This window comes from Pseudidiomarina gelatinasegens (assembly GCF_004025325.1).
GTDB classification, from domain to species: Bacteria; Pseudomonadota; Gammaproteobacteria; order Enterobacterales; family Alteromonadaceae; genus Pseudidiomarina; species Pseudidiomarina gelatinasegens.
In genome coordinates this window covers 44,993-59,911 of the sequence record NZ_RSFE01000001.1, presented here as the reverse complement: position 1 = coordinate 59,911, position 14,919 = coordinate 44,993, and the positions used below count along the sequence as shown (strand labels likewise).

13 protein-coding genes are annotated in these 14,919 nt (G+C 48.5%); 9 read left to right on the top strand and 4 right to left on the bottom strand.

Features of this window, described 5'->3' with window-relative positions; all coding sequences use genetic code 11:
* Nucleotides 1-115: 115 nt before the first annotated feature.
* From EGC76_RS00315 to EGC76_RS00295, 5 genes are all read left to right on the top strand, one after another.
* A complete protein-coding gene (locus EGC76_RS00315) occupies nt 116-919 on the top strand; it encodes a SirB1 family protein (protein ID WP_128351036.1) in 804 nt (267 codons plus the stop codon).
* Nucleotides 920-943: 24 nt separating this feature from the next.
* Complete coding sequence (locus EGC76_RS00310) at nt 944-2,194, top strand: DUF819 family protein (protein WP_128351035.1); 1,251 nt, start codon at nt 944-946, stop codon at nt 2,192-2,194.
* A 19-nt stretch (nt 2,195-2,213) separates the two neighbouring features.
* The gene (gene kdsA, locus EGC76_RS00305; protein ID WP_128351383.1) at nt 2,214-3,059 is read left to right on the top strand and encodes a 3-deoxy-8-phosphooctulonate synthase; all 846 of its coding nucleotides are present in this window, start codon (nt 2,214-2,216) and stop codon (nt 3,057-3,059) included.
* Nucleotides 3,060-3,263: 204 nt separating this feature from the next.
* On the top strand, nt 3,264-3,896 hold the full coding sequence (gene psrA, locus EGC76_RS00300; protein ID WP_128351034.1) for a TetR family transcriptional repressor PsrA: 633 nt from the start codon (nt 3,264-3,266) through the stop codon (nt 3,894-3,896).
* Nucleotides 3,897-3,959: 63 nt separating this feature from the next.
* Nucleotides 3,960-6,266, top strand: a complete 2,307-nt coding sequence (locus EGC76_RS00295; protein WP_128351033.1) for an acyl-CoA dehydrogenase — start codon at nt 3,960-3,962, stop codon at nt 6,264-6,266.
* A gap of 69 nt (nt 6,267-6,335) precedes the next feature.
* Here the strand turns inward: EGC76_RS00295 and ettA are convergent, their stop codons facing one another.
* Complete coding sequence (gene ettA, locus EGC76_RS00290) at nt 6,336-8,003, bottom strand: energy-dependent translational throttle protein EttA (RefSeq protein ID WP_128351032.1); 1,668 nt, start codon at nt 8,001-8,003, stop codon at nt 6,336-6,338.
* A 163-nt stretch (nt 8,004-8,166) separates the two neighbouring features.
* Between ettA and glyA the strand changes: the two genes are divergently transcribed.
* From glyA to ribBA, 4 genes are read left to right on the top strand one after another with little or no spacing between them, the layout of a single operon-like run.
* The gene (gene glyA, locus EGC76_RS00285) at nt 8,167-9,423 is read left to right on the top strand and encodes a serine hydroxymethyltransferase (protein WP_128351031.1); all 1,257 of its coding nucleotides are present in this window, start codon (nt 8,167-8,169) and stop codon (nt 9,421-9,423) included.
* Between the two features lie 20 nt (nt 9,424-9,443).
* Nucleotides 9,444-9,893 carry a transcriptional regulator NrdR gene (nrdR, locus tag EGC76_RS00280; protein ID WP_128351030.1) on the top strand — a complete coding sequence of 150 codons (450 nt, stop codon included), beginning with the start codon at nt 9,444-9,446 and terminating at the stop codon, nt 9,891-9,893.
* Nucleotides 9,886-11,001 carry a bifunctional diaminohydroxyphosphoribosylaminopyrimidine deaminase/5-amino-6-(5-phosphoribosylamino)uracil reductase RibD gene (gene ribD, locus EGC76_RS00275; protein ID WP_128351029.1) on the top strand — a complete coding sequence of 372 codons (1,116 nt, stop codon included), beginning with the start codon at nt 9,886-9,888 and terminating at the stop codon, nt 10,999-11,001. Before nrdR ends, ribD begins: the two co-directional genes overlap by 8 nt.
* Nucleotides 10,998-12,125, top strand: a complete 1,128-nt coding sequence (gene ribBA, locus EGC76_RS00270) for a bifunctional 3,4-dihydroxy-2-butanone-4-phosphate synthase/GTP cyclohydrolase II (RefSeq protein ID WP_128351028.1) — start codon at nt 10,998-11,000, stop codon at nt 12,123-12,125. Before ribD ends, ribBA begins: the two co-directional genes overlap by 4 nt.
* Here ribBA and EGC76_RS00265 read toward each other — a convergent pair.
* The 3 genes from EGC76_RS00265 to EGC76_RS00255 are packed head-to-tail and all read right to left on the bottom strand — an operon-like array spanning nt 12,122 to nt 14,917.
* Entirely contained in the window at nt 12,122-12,997 is an 876-nt protein-coding gene (locus EGC76_RS00265) for a ketopantoate reductase family protein (RefSeq protein WP_128351027.1), read from the bottom strand. The two genes, ribBA and EGC76_RS00265, sit on opposite strands and share 4 nt — an antisense overlap.
* Before the next feature lies 1 nt (nt 12,998).
* On the bottom strand, nt 12,999-14,336 hold the full coding sequence (locus tag EGC76_RS00260) for an AmpG family muropeptide MFS transporter (RefSeq protein ID WP_128351026.1): 1,338 nt from the start codon (nt 14,334-14,336) through the stop codon (nt 12,999-13,001).
* Complete coding sequence (locus EGC76_RS00255) at nt 14,333-14,917, bottom strand: peptidylprolyl isomerase (protein WP_128351025.1); 585 nt, start codon at nt 14,915-14,917, stop codon at nt 14,333-14,335. Before EGC76_RS00255 ends, EGC76_RS00260 begins: the two co-directional genes overlap by 4 nt.
* Between the last annotated feature and the right edge of the window lie 2 nt (nt 14,918-14,919).

Genomic DNA, 14,919 nt, shown 5'->3' with positions numbered 1-14,919 from the left:
GAGCAAAAGCGTTATTCGTTAATCGTCCGCTGCGCTGTTCGTCCGCTTCGCTGTTCGAACAGTGAGCGCAGCGAACGCACGAATAACGAATAACGAATAACGAATTTAGGGGTTTATGCGTTTTTCATACTTAGAACATATCGCTCACGAAATGTTACCTACCATTGAAATTGTGTGGGAAATTAGTCGCACCTTTCATTCGGACAGTGACCAGTACGTTAGTGATTATTATCAGCTTATTCGTGAAATGGCTGAGCGTCATGAGAGTCTTGACGGTATGGATAAACTGCAAGCCGTGATTCAAGATTTCTATTTTGAATTAGGTTTTAGTGATGCGCCCGAGCCTGTGGTTGGGGCGCAGCGCATTCTGCTTGACCGTGTGATTAGTTATCGCACTGGGTTGCCCATTAGTTTGGCCCTATTACTGCAAGAAACCGCCGCTTATGCCGGTATTCAGTTGGAGTTGGTTGATTTCCCAGGTTATCCATTGTTGCGCTTTGATCATGAACAAGAAAGCTACTTTGTTGATCCGCTGCACGGTGAATTGCTTGAAGACCAGCAAGTACAAGAACGTTTTGAAGATGTAACCGATGATGCCCTCGAGTTTTCATGGGATATGTTTGAAGCGGCCGATCAAAAAACTGTTCTGGTACGCTACTTAACCGAACTAAAGCACGCCATGATTCATGATCAGGAATTTGCGAATGCATTGACCGTGGTGCATATGCTGTTGGCTATCATGCCCGACGACCCGTATGAAATTCGTGACCGTGGTTACGTGCTTGAAGAACTTGACTGCAAACAAGCAGCAGTTGACGACTACCAGTATTTTGTCGAACAATGCCCAGATGATCCAAGTGCACAGATGTTGCGCTTGCAATTAGAAACGTGGGCGGCCCCCCAGCACGTCCTTCACTAAAAAAATTAATAATAAGGGGTTCCTGTGGAAAACACTGCATTGATCACCAATGACGGTATTATTTTTGGCTTGCTTGCCGCCATTCTTGGTTTGATCTTCTATACCCAATCCAGTTCTAACTCGTTTTGGCAAAAATTTTATAAATGGGTGCCAGCTCTGCTGCTGTGTTACTTCATTCCGTCGTTATTGAATACCTTCGGTATCGTCGATGGCGCCAATACCGCAATTTATCCGCTGGTTATGGATTACTTGCTGCCAGCTTGTCTGGTCTTGCTCACGTTAAGCTTAGATCTAAAAGCTATTTTTCGTCTTGGTCCAAAACTCCTGATTTTATTTTTAACGGGTACTGTCGGTATCGTTATTGGCGGGCCTATTGCGCTGCTATTGGTGAGTGTAATCTTCCCGGAAATGTTAGGTGGTGCTGGCCCAGATGCAGTGTGGCGCGGTATGACAACCATTGCTGGCAGTTGGATAGGCGGTGGCGCAAACCAAGCAGCAATGAAAGAAGTGTACGAAGTTGGCGGTGAAATTTTCTCGGCCATGGTTACCGTAGACATTATTGTTGCGAACTTATGGATGGCGGTGTTGTTGTACATGGCGGCAAACCATAAAGCGATTGATAAGCGTATTGGTGCCGACACCAGCGCAATTGAAGCGATCAAAGAGCGCATGGAACATTATGAAGCCGAGCATCGCCGTGAATCAAAACTGCCTGACCTGATGTTTATTGTGGCGGTAGCCTTTGGTGTCACCGGTTTAGCGCATTGGGGTGCTGATGTTATCGCACCATTTATTGGCGATAATGTACCGGCACTAAAAGATTTTAGTTTGGACAAGAAGTTCTTCTGGCTAATAGTTATTGCAACAACCGTTGGCGTGGCGTTGTCATTCACGCGTGTACGTCAATTAGAGGGCGTCGGCGCGTCAAAATATGGCTCAATGTTTGTCTATATTCTGGTTGCAACAATTGGTTTGCATATGGACGTTACCGCTATTGTGGATGTGCCTAAATACTTTTTAATTGGTGCGATTTGGATGATTATTCACGCCAGTTTAATGTTGATTGTGGCCCGTTTACTGAAGGCTCCTGTGTTCTACATGGCTATTGGTAGCCAAGCCAATGTTGGTGGTGCAGCTTCAGCCCCTGTGGTTGCTTCGGCATTTCACCCGTCGCTGGCGCCAGTCGGCGTATTGTTGGCGGTATTTGGTTATGCACTCGGTACTTATATGGCCTATATTTGTGGTCAAATCTTGCGCGTGATCGCCGCAGGATAATTGAAAGGACAACAACGTGATTAATACGCAAGTGATTAAAGTAGGCGACGTGCAGGTGGGTAACCACTTGCCGTTTGTTTTGTTTGGCGGTATGAATGTGCTGGAGTCGCGTGACTTAGCCATGCGTATTGCCGAGCACTATGTTGAAGTTACCACGCGTTTGGGTATTCCATATGTGTTCAAAGCAAGCTTTGATAAGGCAAATCGCTCGTCGATTCATTCATATCGCGGACCCGGCCTCGACAAAGGCTTGGAGATTTTCTCTGAGATAAAGCGCACCTTCAATGTGCCGATAATCACAGATGTACACGAGCCGCATCAGGCAAAAGCCGTTGCAGAAGTTGCGGATATTATTCAGTTACCTGCATTTTTGGCGCGTCAAACGGATTTGGTTGTAGCAATGGCAGAAACCGGTGCCGTGATTAACGTTAAAAAACCACAGTTTTTAGCACCCCATGAAATGCGTCATATCATTAAGAAATTTGGTGAAGCAGGGAACCACAACGTTATTTTATGTGAGCGCGGCAGTTGCTTCGGTTATAACAATTTAGTGGTTGATATGCTCGGTATGGATGAGATGAAACAAATGGCGCCTGTTATGTTTGATGCAACGCATGCGCTACAGCGGCCGGGTGGCCGAGAAGACTCAGCCGATGGTCGTCGTGCTCAAGCTGCTGTTCTTGCTCGTTCAGGCATGGCGTTGGGCTTAGCTGGTTTGTTTATTGAAGCGCACCCAGATCCTGATCAAGCGAAATGCGATGGTCCATGCGCGCTCCCGTTGGCGAAGCTTGAGCCTTATTTACAGCAAATGAAGGCTGTTGACGAGTTAGTCAAAAGTTTTGCAGCGCTCGACACAAATAACTAAGTAAAATTTTATTTGTAACAAGCAAGGGCGCTCAATGAGCGCCTTTTCTATTTAAGTCGCACGATATAAACCGCGTGCATAGCTTTTGTCATTGTTATATTCCCATCCTTTGGCTTGCGCTCATAAACAAACTGATTTAAATTAAAACGCATGTTTAAAATGTGCGTTCTAAACGTGCAAAATTAAAAAGTGAGACACGTTTTTATGTCAAAGCGAGTATCAACGAAAGATAAAATACTGAATGCGGCGGAGGCGTTGTTTGCTGAACATGGATTTGAGCAAACATCATTGCGCCAAATTACCGCAGATGCAGAGGTGAACCTCGCTTCGGTCAACTATCACTTTGGCTCAAAAAAAGCGCTGATTCAAGCCGTTATGGCGCGTTACCTTGAAGTTTTGATGCCAGCCCTTGACCGAGAGCTTGCGAAGCTCTCGGAGCAGCCACAAGTAACCACACGAGCGGTGTTCGATTGTTTTCGTTCGCCGTTAAATGAGCTGCGGCAAGTACGTAAACACGGGCCAACGATATTTTTAAGCTTGTTGGGTTATGCTTACGCTGACATTCAAGGGCACTTGCGTCGCTACACCATGGATCATTTTGGTGATGTGATGCAGAACTTACTGGCAGCCTTGCACGTTGCGAATCCTAACCTTAGCCCAGTGGATATGTTCTGGCGGTTGCACTTTGTGTTGGGAGCGACCGTTTTTGCCCAGGTTTCAGGGCCCGCTTTACGTGAAATAGCCGCAGCAGACTTCGGTGAAGCCATTGCCGCGGACCAGATGATTGATAGATTAATCCCATTCTTAGCGGGTGGCGTGGATGCGCCATCGCGATAATCGACTATGCTTGTAGCAGTGTCATTTTTTGCACGTTGTACCCAGTAACAAAGGTGTTGTGAAATGGAAATTATTATTCTTTTAGTGGTTGTGGTCGTGCTGTTGTTTGCAGTGCCGGATATTCGCCGCAGCTTGATTACACGTCCTGCGTTTGCGTTTTTTAAACGCGTGTTACCGCCGTTATCACCAACCGAGCGTGAAGCCATGCAAGCCGGCGATACCTGGTGGGATGCTGACTTATTTAGTGGTCGCCCCAATTGGCACGAGTTTCATCAAACCAAAGCACCGCAGTTCACGGACGATGAGCAAAAGTTTATTGATAACCAGCTAGAAACCTTGCTGGGTATGTTGGATGACTTCAAAATTGTTCAACAAGATACCGACTTACCGAAAAAGGTCTGGGACTACATTCGCAAAGAGAAGTTTTTTGCGATGATTATTGGCAAAGAATTTGGCGGATTAGATTTTTCACCAGCGGCAAATTCCCATATTGTTTCACGCATCGCAACACGCTCAATTAGCGTAGCGGTGTCCGTCATGGTTCCCAACTCGTTGGGTCCGGGCGAGTTACTCACGCACTACGGCACCAAAGAACAAAAAGACTATTGGTTGCCGCGCTTGGCTGATGGTACAGACATTCCATGTTTCGCATTAACCGGGCCTGAAGCAGGTTCAGATGCAGGCGCAATCCCTGACACGGGCGTGGTGTGTAAAGGCGAGTTTGAAGGCAAAGAGGTATTAGGCCTTCGATTAAACTGGAGCAAGCGTTATATCACTTTAGCTCCGGTAGCGACCGTATTAGGTTTGGCGTTTAAAATGTACGACCCAGACGGGTTATTGGGTGATCAGAAAGATATCGGCATTACCTGTGCATTGATTCCGACCAGCCACGAAGGTGTTGAAACCGGTGAACGCCATTTACCGTTAGGGCAAGCGTTCATGAACGGTACAACTTACGGTAAAGACGTATTTATTCCGCTTGACTGGATTATTGGTGGACAAGACTACGCCGGTAAAGGCTGGCGGATGTTGATGGAATGTCTATCAGCAGGTCGTGGTATTAGCTTACCTGCGTTAGCCACTGCGACCGGCCACGTTACCGAGCGTATGACAGGTGCTTATGCGTATGTACGCCAACAGTTTGGTTTGCCAATCGGTAAGTTCGAAGGCGTGCAAGCGGCAATGGGTAAGATTGGTGGTACGAACTATATTTTAGAATCCATGCGTCGTCTTACGGTAACTGCTTTGTGCGAAGGCAAAAGCCCATCGGTAATCACCGCCATGACCAAGTATCACATGACAGAAATGGGGCGCCAGGTTATGGAAGCCGCCATGGACGTTCATGCAGGTAAAGGCATTCAATTGGGGCCACGCAATTACCTTGGGCATGGCTACATGGCCACCCCAGTATCGATTACGGTGGAAGGCGCCAATATATTAACCCGTAATCTAATGATTTTCGGACAAGGCGCAACGCGCTGTCACCCTTATGTTTTGGCGGAAATGGAAGCAGCATCGAACCCGGACGAAGAGCGTGGCTTACATGACTTTGACGGACTGCTGTTGAAGCACATTGGCTTCGCGACCAGTAACTTCTTTGGCAGCTTATTTATGGGGCTTACCGGCGCGCGCTTTAACTCTAGCCCAATGAGCGGGCCAACTGCCCGTTATTATCAACAACTAACCCGCATGAGCCGTGCGTTAGCCATGACCGCCGATATGGCGATGTTGGTGATGGGCGGTGACTTGAAGCGCCGCGAAATGCTGTCAGCGCGTTTGGGTGATGTGCTGAGTCATTTATATATGGCGTCTGCGGTATTGAAGCGTTATGAAGATGACGGCCGTCAAACCGGTGACTTGCCATTTGTTCAGTACGCGTTGGAACATCATTTGTACGAAATTGGCGAAGCGTTCAAAGGATTCTTTGCGAACTTCTCCAATCGCTTTGTTGCGTGGACATTGCGCCTTGCGATTTTCCCATTAGGCATTCATTTCCACAAACCAAGTGACGAGAACCTGCAAGCGATTGCGGAAAGCATGATGGAGCCAGGTTTAACGCGCGATCGCCATACGTTCTTGTGCTTCTGGAAAGATGATCCAAAAGATATGACTGGGCACATGGAGCTGGCGTTTTTGGCAATGAAGGAACACGCGGATATCTACAAGCGTATTCGCAAAGCTGTGAAACGCGGTGATATTGCCGAAGACTTAAGCGGCGATGAGTTAGTCAAAGCAGCCCGTAAAGCTGAAGTGATTAACGCTGAAGAAGCCAAAGCCTTTAAGAAAACCGAACAGCTGCGCATTGCTGCAATCGGGGTTGACCAGTTTGCTCCTGGCGTAATTGAAAAGCGGAAGTTTTTCAAAGCATAGGCAGCATTTGAAACACATAAAAAAGGGGCTGATTCAGCCCCTTTTTTTTATGTGAACAGATACAACCAATTAAACACCAATCGGCTTGTAACGTGTGCGATGCGGCTCCATGGCTTGTTCGCCATGAGTTTTCTTCATGTACTCTTCGTAGTCGGTGTAGTTACCTTCGTAGAAGTTTATTTGGCCTTCATCGCGGTAATCGAGAATGTGTGTTGCTACACGGTCGAGGAACCAACGGTCGTGCGAGATAACCATGGCAGAGCCAGGGAATTCCAGTAGGGCTTCTTCAAGCGCGCGCAGGGTTTCAACGTCCAAGTCGTTGGTTGGTTCATCGAGCAGCAATAAGTTACCGCCGGCTTTCACCAGCTTGGCGAGGTGCACGCGGTTACGCTCACCACCTGAAAGTTCGCCAATGTACTTTTGTTGATCGTTGCCGCGGAAATTAAAACGGCCTACATAAGCTCGGCTGTTAATTTCAAAGTTACCAATGCGCAAGATATCTTGACCGTCGGATATTTCTTGCCACACGGTTTTTTTGTCGTCCATGTCATCGCGGAACTGATCAACGCTGGCAAGCTGCACAGTGTCACCGAGCTCAACAGTGCCTGAATCCGGTTGTTCTTTACCGGTAATCATGCGGAACAGTGTTGATTTACCGGCGCCGTTCGGGCCGATAATACCGACAATCGCACCCTTGGGCACACTGAAGGTTAAGTCATCAATTAACACACGGCCATCGTATGCCTTCTTCAAGTGGTTTACTTCCAGCACCTTGTCGCCGAGGCGTGGGCCTGGTGGAATAAATAGCTCGTTGGTTTCATTACGTTTTTGGTAATCACCACTTTGTAATTCTTCAAACCGAGCCATACGCGCTTTGCTTTTCGCTTGGCGGCCTTTAGGGTTTTGACGCACCCACTCAAGCTCTTGCTTGATACTGCGCTGACGCGCATTTTCTTGCTTCTCTTCTTGCTCGAGACGCTTCTCTTTTTGTTCCAGCCAAGACGAGTAGTTGCCTTCCCATGGAATACCATATCCGCGGTCAAGCTCAAGAATCCAGCCGGCGACATTATCGAGGAAGTAACGATCGTGGGTAATGGCCACAACAGTGCCTTCGTAGTCGTGCAAGAAGCGCTCTAACCATGCAACCGATTCGGCATCCAAATGGTTGGTTGGCTCATCGAGTAACAACATGTCGGGCTTGCTCAACAGCAAACGACAGATGGCCACACGGCGCCGCTCACCACCGGAAAGAACCTTAATTTTGGCGTCCCAAGGTGGCAAACGCAGTGAGTCGGCGGCACGTTCGAGCATATTCTCGATGTTATGACCGTCTTTTGCTTGGATAATAGCTTCAAGCTGGCCTTGTTTTTTGGCTAAAGCATCAAAGTCGGCATCTTCTTCGGCATAGGCAGCATAAACTTGATCAAGTTGGGCCAACGCGTCTTTCACGTCAGCAACTGCTTCTTCAACGGTTTCCCGTACAGTTTTGTCTTCGTCCAACTGCGGCTCTTGTGGCAGATAGCCAATCTCAATACCCGCTAGTGGGCGAGCTTCACCTTCGTATTCTTTATCCACACCAGCCATGATGCGCAATAGCGTTGATTTACCTGCACCGTTTAAACCCAACACACCAATTTTGGCGCCGGGGAAAAACGACAACGAGATGTCTTTTAAAATAGTCTTCTTGGGCGGGACAACTTTGCTGACCCGCGACATAGAATAAATATATTGTGCCATAGCAGCATGCGTTCCTTTTTGAGGCGATATTTCTTAGCGATAATCTTCAGCGGCTATTTTAACCCTTAAGTTGGCGCTAACCCAAGTATATTGGTAAACTAGGCGCCATAAATTTCTCGTTCTTATACTGTCGCTCAGACAGCCCGTGAAGTTAGGAGCCCCGATGTTGAAACATGAGATGAATATTGCCGAATACGACGCAGAGTTATGGCAGGCAATGACTGGCGAAGTTCAGCGCCAAGAAGAGCACATTGAATTGATCGCTTCAGAGAACTACACCAGCCCACGCGTGCTTGAAGCACAAGGGTCTCAGCTTACCAATAAATATGCCGAAGGGTATCCACATAAACGCTATTACGGCGGTTGTGAGTACGTTGATGTGGTTGAAGACTTAGCCATTGAGCGTGCCAAGCAATTGTTTGGCGCTAAATATGCCAACGTACAGCCGCATGCCGGTTCACAGGCCAACTCAGCAGTATTTTTGGCGTTATTAAACGCGGGCGATACGGTATTGGGTATGAGTCTGGCGCATGGTGGCCACTTAACACACGGTTCGCACGTGAATTTCTCGGGCAAATTGTACAATGCTGTGCAATATGGTCTGGACGAATCAACGGGTGAGATTGATTATGCTGAAGTTCGCAAATTGGCGCTGGAGCATAAACCAAAACTGATCGTTGCTGGTTTTTCTGCGTATTCAGGTGTGATTGACTGGTCGAAGTTCCGCGAAATTGCTGACGAAGTGGGTGCCTATTTATTAGTGGATATGGCCCACGTTGCTGGTTTAGTTGCTGCAGGTTTGTACCCAAATCCAGTTCCATTTGCGGATGTAGTAACCACCACAACGCATAAAACTTTGGCCGGCCCACGCAGTGGTCTGATTTTGTCAGGCAAAGACGATCCAGATTTACATAAAAAATTAAATGGCGGTGTATTCCCAGGTAGCCAGGGTGGTCCGTTATGTCATGTGATTGCGGCCAAAGCGGTTGCCTTCAAAGAAGCCATGGAGCCAGAATTTAAGGCGTACCAACAACAAGTGTTGGACAATGCCAATACCATGGTAAAAGTGATGCAGGAACGTGGTTACAAGATCGTTTCCGGCGGCACCAAAAACCATTTGTTCCTGGTTGATTTAATCGACAAAGATATCACCGGTAAAGATGCGGATGCAGCGTTGGGGCAGGCGTACATTACGGTGAACAAAAACTCAGTACCCAATGATCCACGTTCACCATTCGTAACCTCTGGCTTGCGCTTAGGTACACCGGCGATTACCCGTCGTGGCTTTAAGCAAGCAGAAGCAGAGCAAGTTGCGAATTGGATTTGTGATGTATTGGATAACATCACTGACGAAAGCGTTATTGCACGTGTTCGCGAGCAAGTTAAAGCGCTTTGTAAGCAGTTCCCTGTTTACAAGTAATTCAATCAAGGAAGCAGCGTATGCATTGTCCATTTTGTGGCACACAAGATACCAAAGTCATCGATTCGAGGCTTGTTGCTGACGGCGCCTCAGTGCGTCGTCGACGCGAGTGCGCTGAGTGCAAAGAACGTTTTACCACGTTCGAAACAGCTGAGTTGGTGATGCCGCGGGTGATCAAGTCTGACGGTACCCGTGAGCCATTTAATGAAGACAAGCTGCGCAATGGTTTGTTGCGCGCTTTAGAAAAACGCCCGGTCAGTTTAGAGGCGATGGAGCAGGCCATTCAAAACGTAAAATCGGCGCTTCGAGCAACCGGTGAGCGTGAAATAACCAGCCAGGTTATCGGTGGTCTGGTTATGGAAAACTTGAAAGCAATCGACAAGGTTGCCTATATTCGGTTTGCTTCTGTGTACCGTGCGTTTGATGATATTCGTGAGTTTGGCGAGGAGATTGCGCGGCTCAATGACTAGTACCACAGAATGCCACCAACGCTATATGTCACGCGCCCTTGAGCTTGCTGCTCAGGGGCGTTTTTCAACCGCACCAAACCCAATGGTTGGGTGTGTGCTGGTGAATAACGATACAATTATCGGTGAAGGTTGGCATCAACGCGCTGGTGAAGCGCACGCTGAGGTTCACGCGCTGCGTCAGGCTGGCACCAAAGCTAAAGGTGCCACGGCGTATGTAACCCTAGAACCCTGTAGTCATTTTGGTCGTACGCCGCCTTGTGCTGATGCCTTGATTGAAGCGGGTATCGCACGTGTGGTGATTGCGCTGAAAGATCCAAACCCGCTGGTAAGTGGTGATGGTATTGAACGGCTCAAAACGCATGGTATTGAGGTGATTGTTGGGGTTTTAGAGCAACAAGCACGTGCGCTAAATTGCGGGTTCGTGGCACGTATGCAGCGTAAACGCCCGTGGTTACGGGTGAAAATGGCAGCGTCGTTAGACGGCCGCACGGCATTAGCCAATGGTGAAAGCCAGTGGATAACCAGCCCAGAAGCGCGCCGGGATGTTCACCGTTGGCGCGCGCAAAGTGGTGCTGTGTTGAGCAGCGCACAAACCGTATTGGCTGATCAGGCAACACTAACCGCTCGGCACCCCGACGCACAGCTACAACCTGTACGCGTGATTATCGACTCGCAGGGGTTGTTAACTGGCAATGAGCCATTATTTAAAGAATTATCGCCAATTGTTTTGGTGCATGGGCCTGATACGGTATCACCACAAACATGGCCTGATCATGTGAGTGTGCTTGAAGTACCGCGTGCAGCCAATGGATTTTTAGACCTTGTTCAGCTGCTGCACGAACTTGCAGCGCGCGACATCAACTCAGTGTGGACAGAGTGCGGTTCGGGTCTTGCCGGTGGGTTACTCGAAGCAGAGCTCGTTGATGAACTTGTGGTGTATTTAGCACCTAAACTTTTGGGACATACTGGTCATGGGTTGCTGCAGTTACCCGCGTTTACGCACATGAGCCAAGTACCCGAATTAAATTTTTCAGATGTACGTCAGGTAGCGGATGATCTACGCATTATTGCGGTTCCGCGCCGGGTGAGAGGAGACTTAACGTCGTGACCCCATTAAACAGTGCTGCAGAAATTATCGAAGACATTCGTCAAGGCAAAATGGTTATATTGATGGATGATGAAGACCGCGAAAATGAAGGCGATCTCATTTTGGCTGCAGAGTGTGTTACGCCCGCCGCGATCAATTTTATGGCACGTTATGGGCGTGGTTTGATTTGTTTGACGCTAACCGAAGACCGTTGTAAACAACTGCGACTGCCGCTGATGGTTGATCAGAATAACGCCCCGTACGCGACTAATTTTACCGTTTCAATTGAGGCCGCAGAGGGCGTTACAACTGGGATTTCGGCGGCTGACCGTGCGCGTACTGTGCAAGCCGCGGTAGCCCGTGATGCCAAGCCTGCAGACTTGGTGATGCCAGGCCATATTTTCCCGCTAAAAGCGAAGCCGGGTGGGGTGCTGAACCGTGCTGGGCACACTGAAGCTGGTTGCGACCTTGCGCGTTTAGCAGGTTTTGAGCCGGCCGCCGTAATTGTCGAGATTCTTAATGAAGACGGCACCATGGCACGTCGCCCTGATTTAGAAGTGTTTGCGGCCGAGCATCATCTTAAAATTGGTACCATCGCCGACTTAATTGAATATCGCTCGATGAAAGAAAAAACTGTTGAGCGTAAGGCGCACTGCAAATTGCCGACAGCTTATGGTGAATTTGAACTGATTACCTATCAAGACACCATTGATGCCCAAGTGCATTACGCGTTGGTGCGTGGTGAAGTTGACCCAGCCAAGCCGGTTAACGTGCGCGTACATCTGCAAGATACATTCAATGATTTATTTGCAACCGAGCGCGCAGCAAAACGCAGTTGGCCGCTTGGCCATGCCATGCAATATATTGGTGAAAACGACGGGGTGCTGGTGGTTATTGGTCGTCAACAAAATTCTGATGACATACTTGAACAGGTGATGAGTTTTGCGGCTGAAGATAGAGGCGAACGTAAGCCTACGGCTGCAGCATCTAATGCGTCACGTAACGTGGGTATTGGCTCGCAAATTCTCGCTGATTTGGGTGTGCATCACATGCATTTGATGAGCTCACCGAAGCGTTATTCAGCGTTATCTGGCTTCGGCCTTGAAGTGGTCGATTTTATTGAAGACGAGCAGGCCAGCGATTAAAACGCGCTGATCGCTTGAACCTGGCGCCAGAGCTTTTCGTTGGCTGGCGCCGCACGACCTGCCACAGCGCTTTGACGCGCAACAAACCCATTGAGGTAATCAATCTCAGTTTGGCGTCGTTGGCGTACATCCATCAGCATGGACGAAAAGTTATTCGCGGTGTTTTTGACCACCTGATGAGCTTGCTGCACCAGTTTCTCGGGTACAAGTTGAACACCCCGGTGCTGTGCTAACCAACAAATTTCTTCTGCAACAACCAATTGGTCGTGATGCAGGTGGTGCTGCAGCAGCTCACCGTTACGGCAATTGTGGATGACAGTAAATGCATTTATCAGGCAATTAACCGCCAGCTTTTGCCAACGGCGTTGGTTAATCGCAGGACTCCAGTTTAATAACGGTAATGCATTATTCAGCGCACTAAAAACTTCTGCAGGGCGACTACTTGATGCGCGCTCTACCTGCGCCCAGCCTAACCAACTCTCACCCATACCTGCATGCACCACTTCGTTTTCATGGCGATAAGCTCCGTGGGTAGTCACCCAGTGTAATGCCCTTTCCGGCATGATCATGGATTCATTGTCGAGCATGCCGTTGTAGCTAATAATCAAGGATGACCCCTCAGGGAGAGGCGCTTGGCTGAGTTCCTGCAGCAACGCTTCAACCTGGTAAGCCTTCACCGCGGCAAAAATTTGTGTGGGCTGCGTTAATGGTAAGGTTGTGGTGCTAAATTCATAACTGTGTGCGTTATGAATAATTGAAATTGATGAATGGTTCGCATGGCGCGGTTTAATTGAAACATGTTCGCCGATACGGCGTAAATTCACGGCCATTAAACTGCCAATAGCACCTGTACCGATAACAGCCCAATGCATGCTAATCTATCTCCCGGTGGTAATTTTGTTCAAGCCGCAGTAGAGGTTTACGCATTAGAATAAGAATGATTAAACTCGGTGTAACCATCAATGCAGTTAAAATAAAGAACAACTGCCAATCACCATCCAACCAGTTCACGACATAACCACTGTATGACCCAACCAGCGTACGGCCAAGGTTACCGAGCGAGGCGAACAGGGCATATTGTGTTGCAGTAAAAGCGCGATTGCACAGTAAGCTAATAAATGCGACAAAAGCGACCGTTGACCAAGCTGCGGTGAAGCCATCGATAATCACTGCTGCAAGCAATAAGTCAGTGTCAGGGCCAACACCGGCTATCCAGGCGAACATAAGATTGGATGAGGCCATGGCAATACCGCCAATCAACAGACCACGCACGATGCCCAAACGCAGGTTCACAAAGCTACCGATAATGGCAAAGATAATCGTAATCCACCAGGTGACCATTTTCGAATAAACGGCAATGTCATCGTTGGTGAAGCCCACCTCTTTATAGAACACAATTGACATGCGGCCTAGAAAGGCTTCACCAAGCTTAAACAGGAAAATAAAAGCCAGCATACCGAGTGCAAGTTTCCAGCCACTGCGGCGGAAGAATTCGGCTATTGGCTCTACTAAAGTGCTGCGTAACCAGTCTAACCAATGGTCGAACTTCGGCATCTCTGGCCGGTAACGTATTGATTTGCTGGCGGCAAGCACAAACAGCATTTGTGCAGCGATAATAAAACACAAGACAAAGTAGGCGTCTTGCCACATTAAGGTGGTGCCGTCGACTAAAAAGAACGGGATGGCGCCGAAGCCGCTATACCCTGTCCACCAACCCGCGGTAGCCATGGCTGCTCCCGCTGATTGCAGCCGTGCTTCATGGGGACCGAAGGTTTCAATACGATAAGCATCAATGGCGATGTCTTGTGTTGCAGAAAAGATTGCAATCACCAATGCGGCACAGGCTACCCACCAGAGATTTTCGATAATATCGAGTTGGGCTAATGCTGCGGTGGCAATTAGAATGCCAGCGAGGCAAAACATCATCCATGCGCGGCGCTGACCAAGCCAGCGGTTAAGCAGCGGAAGTTGCACACGATCAATGAGCGGTGACCACAAGGCATTGATGGAGTAGGTGACAAAAACCACGCCGAATAGCCCAATCGCAGAGCGGTCCACGCCCATTTCTTGCAGCCAGGCTGACAGCATGGAACCAATCAGCACCCACGGGAATCCACTGATTATTCCAAAACCAAATATCACCCAGATACGCGGTTCGCGGTAAATCGCAAAGTCTTTATACCAAGGTTCGCGCGCTGCCGAATGACTCACTGTTGTGGCACAACTTCAATTTTTTTAAGTACCGGCGGTTGTTTCGGCACGTTTGGCCAACCGGTTTGCTCGTGATAAAACTCAGTTTCCACACTTGCCAGTTTTTCCATCACATCCTCACCGGAAACAACCCAACCAAACACCGCGTAGCCCCAACCCTTGCTGGATGGATTCAGTGATTCATTGTCATTGAGATTAAAATAGAATTGCCGTGTTGCCGAATGTGGGTCAGAAACGCGGGCCATGGCGATGGTGCCGTAATTGTTCAACATGCCGTTACCCGACTCATTAAAAATAGGGTCAAACATGGTTTTAGCTTCAAACTCTTCGGTGTAGCCGCCACCTTGCACCACAAAGCCCGGAATAATGCGATGAAATATCGTGTTGTTGTAGCTACCCGCTTGCACGTAAGTGAGAAAGTTTTCGACGGTTATTGGCGCCTTCGCACGGTTTAACTCAACCACAATATCGCCCTCGGTAGTTATAAACTTCACTTTAGGGAATAGATTGTCCGGTTGAATTTGTTGCGCAGCGCTGACGCCGCTTAGTAGTAAAGCAAGAGCAAAAACTAAATAACGCATAA

What these genes read in the sequence shown, in the direction of transcription:
- ettA (WP_128351032.1), bottom strand. Translation starts at nt 8,003, where the DNA reads ATGGCACAATATATTTATTCTATGTCGCGGGTCAGCAAAGTTGTCCCG.
- glyA (WP_128351031.1), top strand. Translation starts at nt 8,167, where the DNA reads ATGTTGAAACATGAGATGAATATTGCCGAATACGACGCAGAGTTATGG.
- EGC76_RS00315 (WP_128351036.1), top strand. Translation starts at nt 116, where the DNA reads ATGCGTTTTTCATACTTAGAACATATCGCTCACGAAATGTTACCTACC.
- EGC76_RS00265 (WP_128351027.1), bottom strand. Translation starts at nt 12,997, where the DNA reads ATGCATTGGGCTGTTATCGGTACAGGTGCTATTGGCAGTTTAATGGCC.
- nrdR (WP_128351030.1), top strand. Translation starts at nt 9,444, where the DNA reads ATGCATTGTCCATTTTGTGGCACACAAGATACCAAAGTCATCGATTCG.
- EGC76_RS00255 (WP_128351025.1), bottom strand. Translation starts at nt 14,917, where the DNA reads ATGCGTTATTTAGTTTTTGCTCTTGCTTTACTACTAAGCGGCGTCAGC.
- ribD (WP_128351029.1), top strand. Translation starts at nt 9,886, where the DNA reads ATGACTAGTACCACAGAATGCCACCAACGCTATATGTCACGCGCCCTT.
- psrA (WP_128351034.1), top strand. Translation starts at nt 3,264, where the DNA reads ATGTCAAAGCGAGTATCAACGAAAGATAAAATACTGAATGCGGCGGAG.
- EGC76_RS00295 (WP_128351033.1), top strand. Translation starts at nt 3,960, where the DNA reads ATGGAAATTATTATTCTTTTAGTGGTTGTGGTCGTGCTGTTGTTTGCA.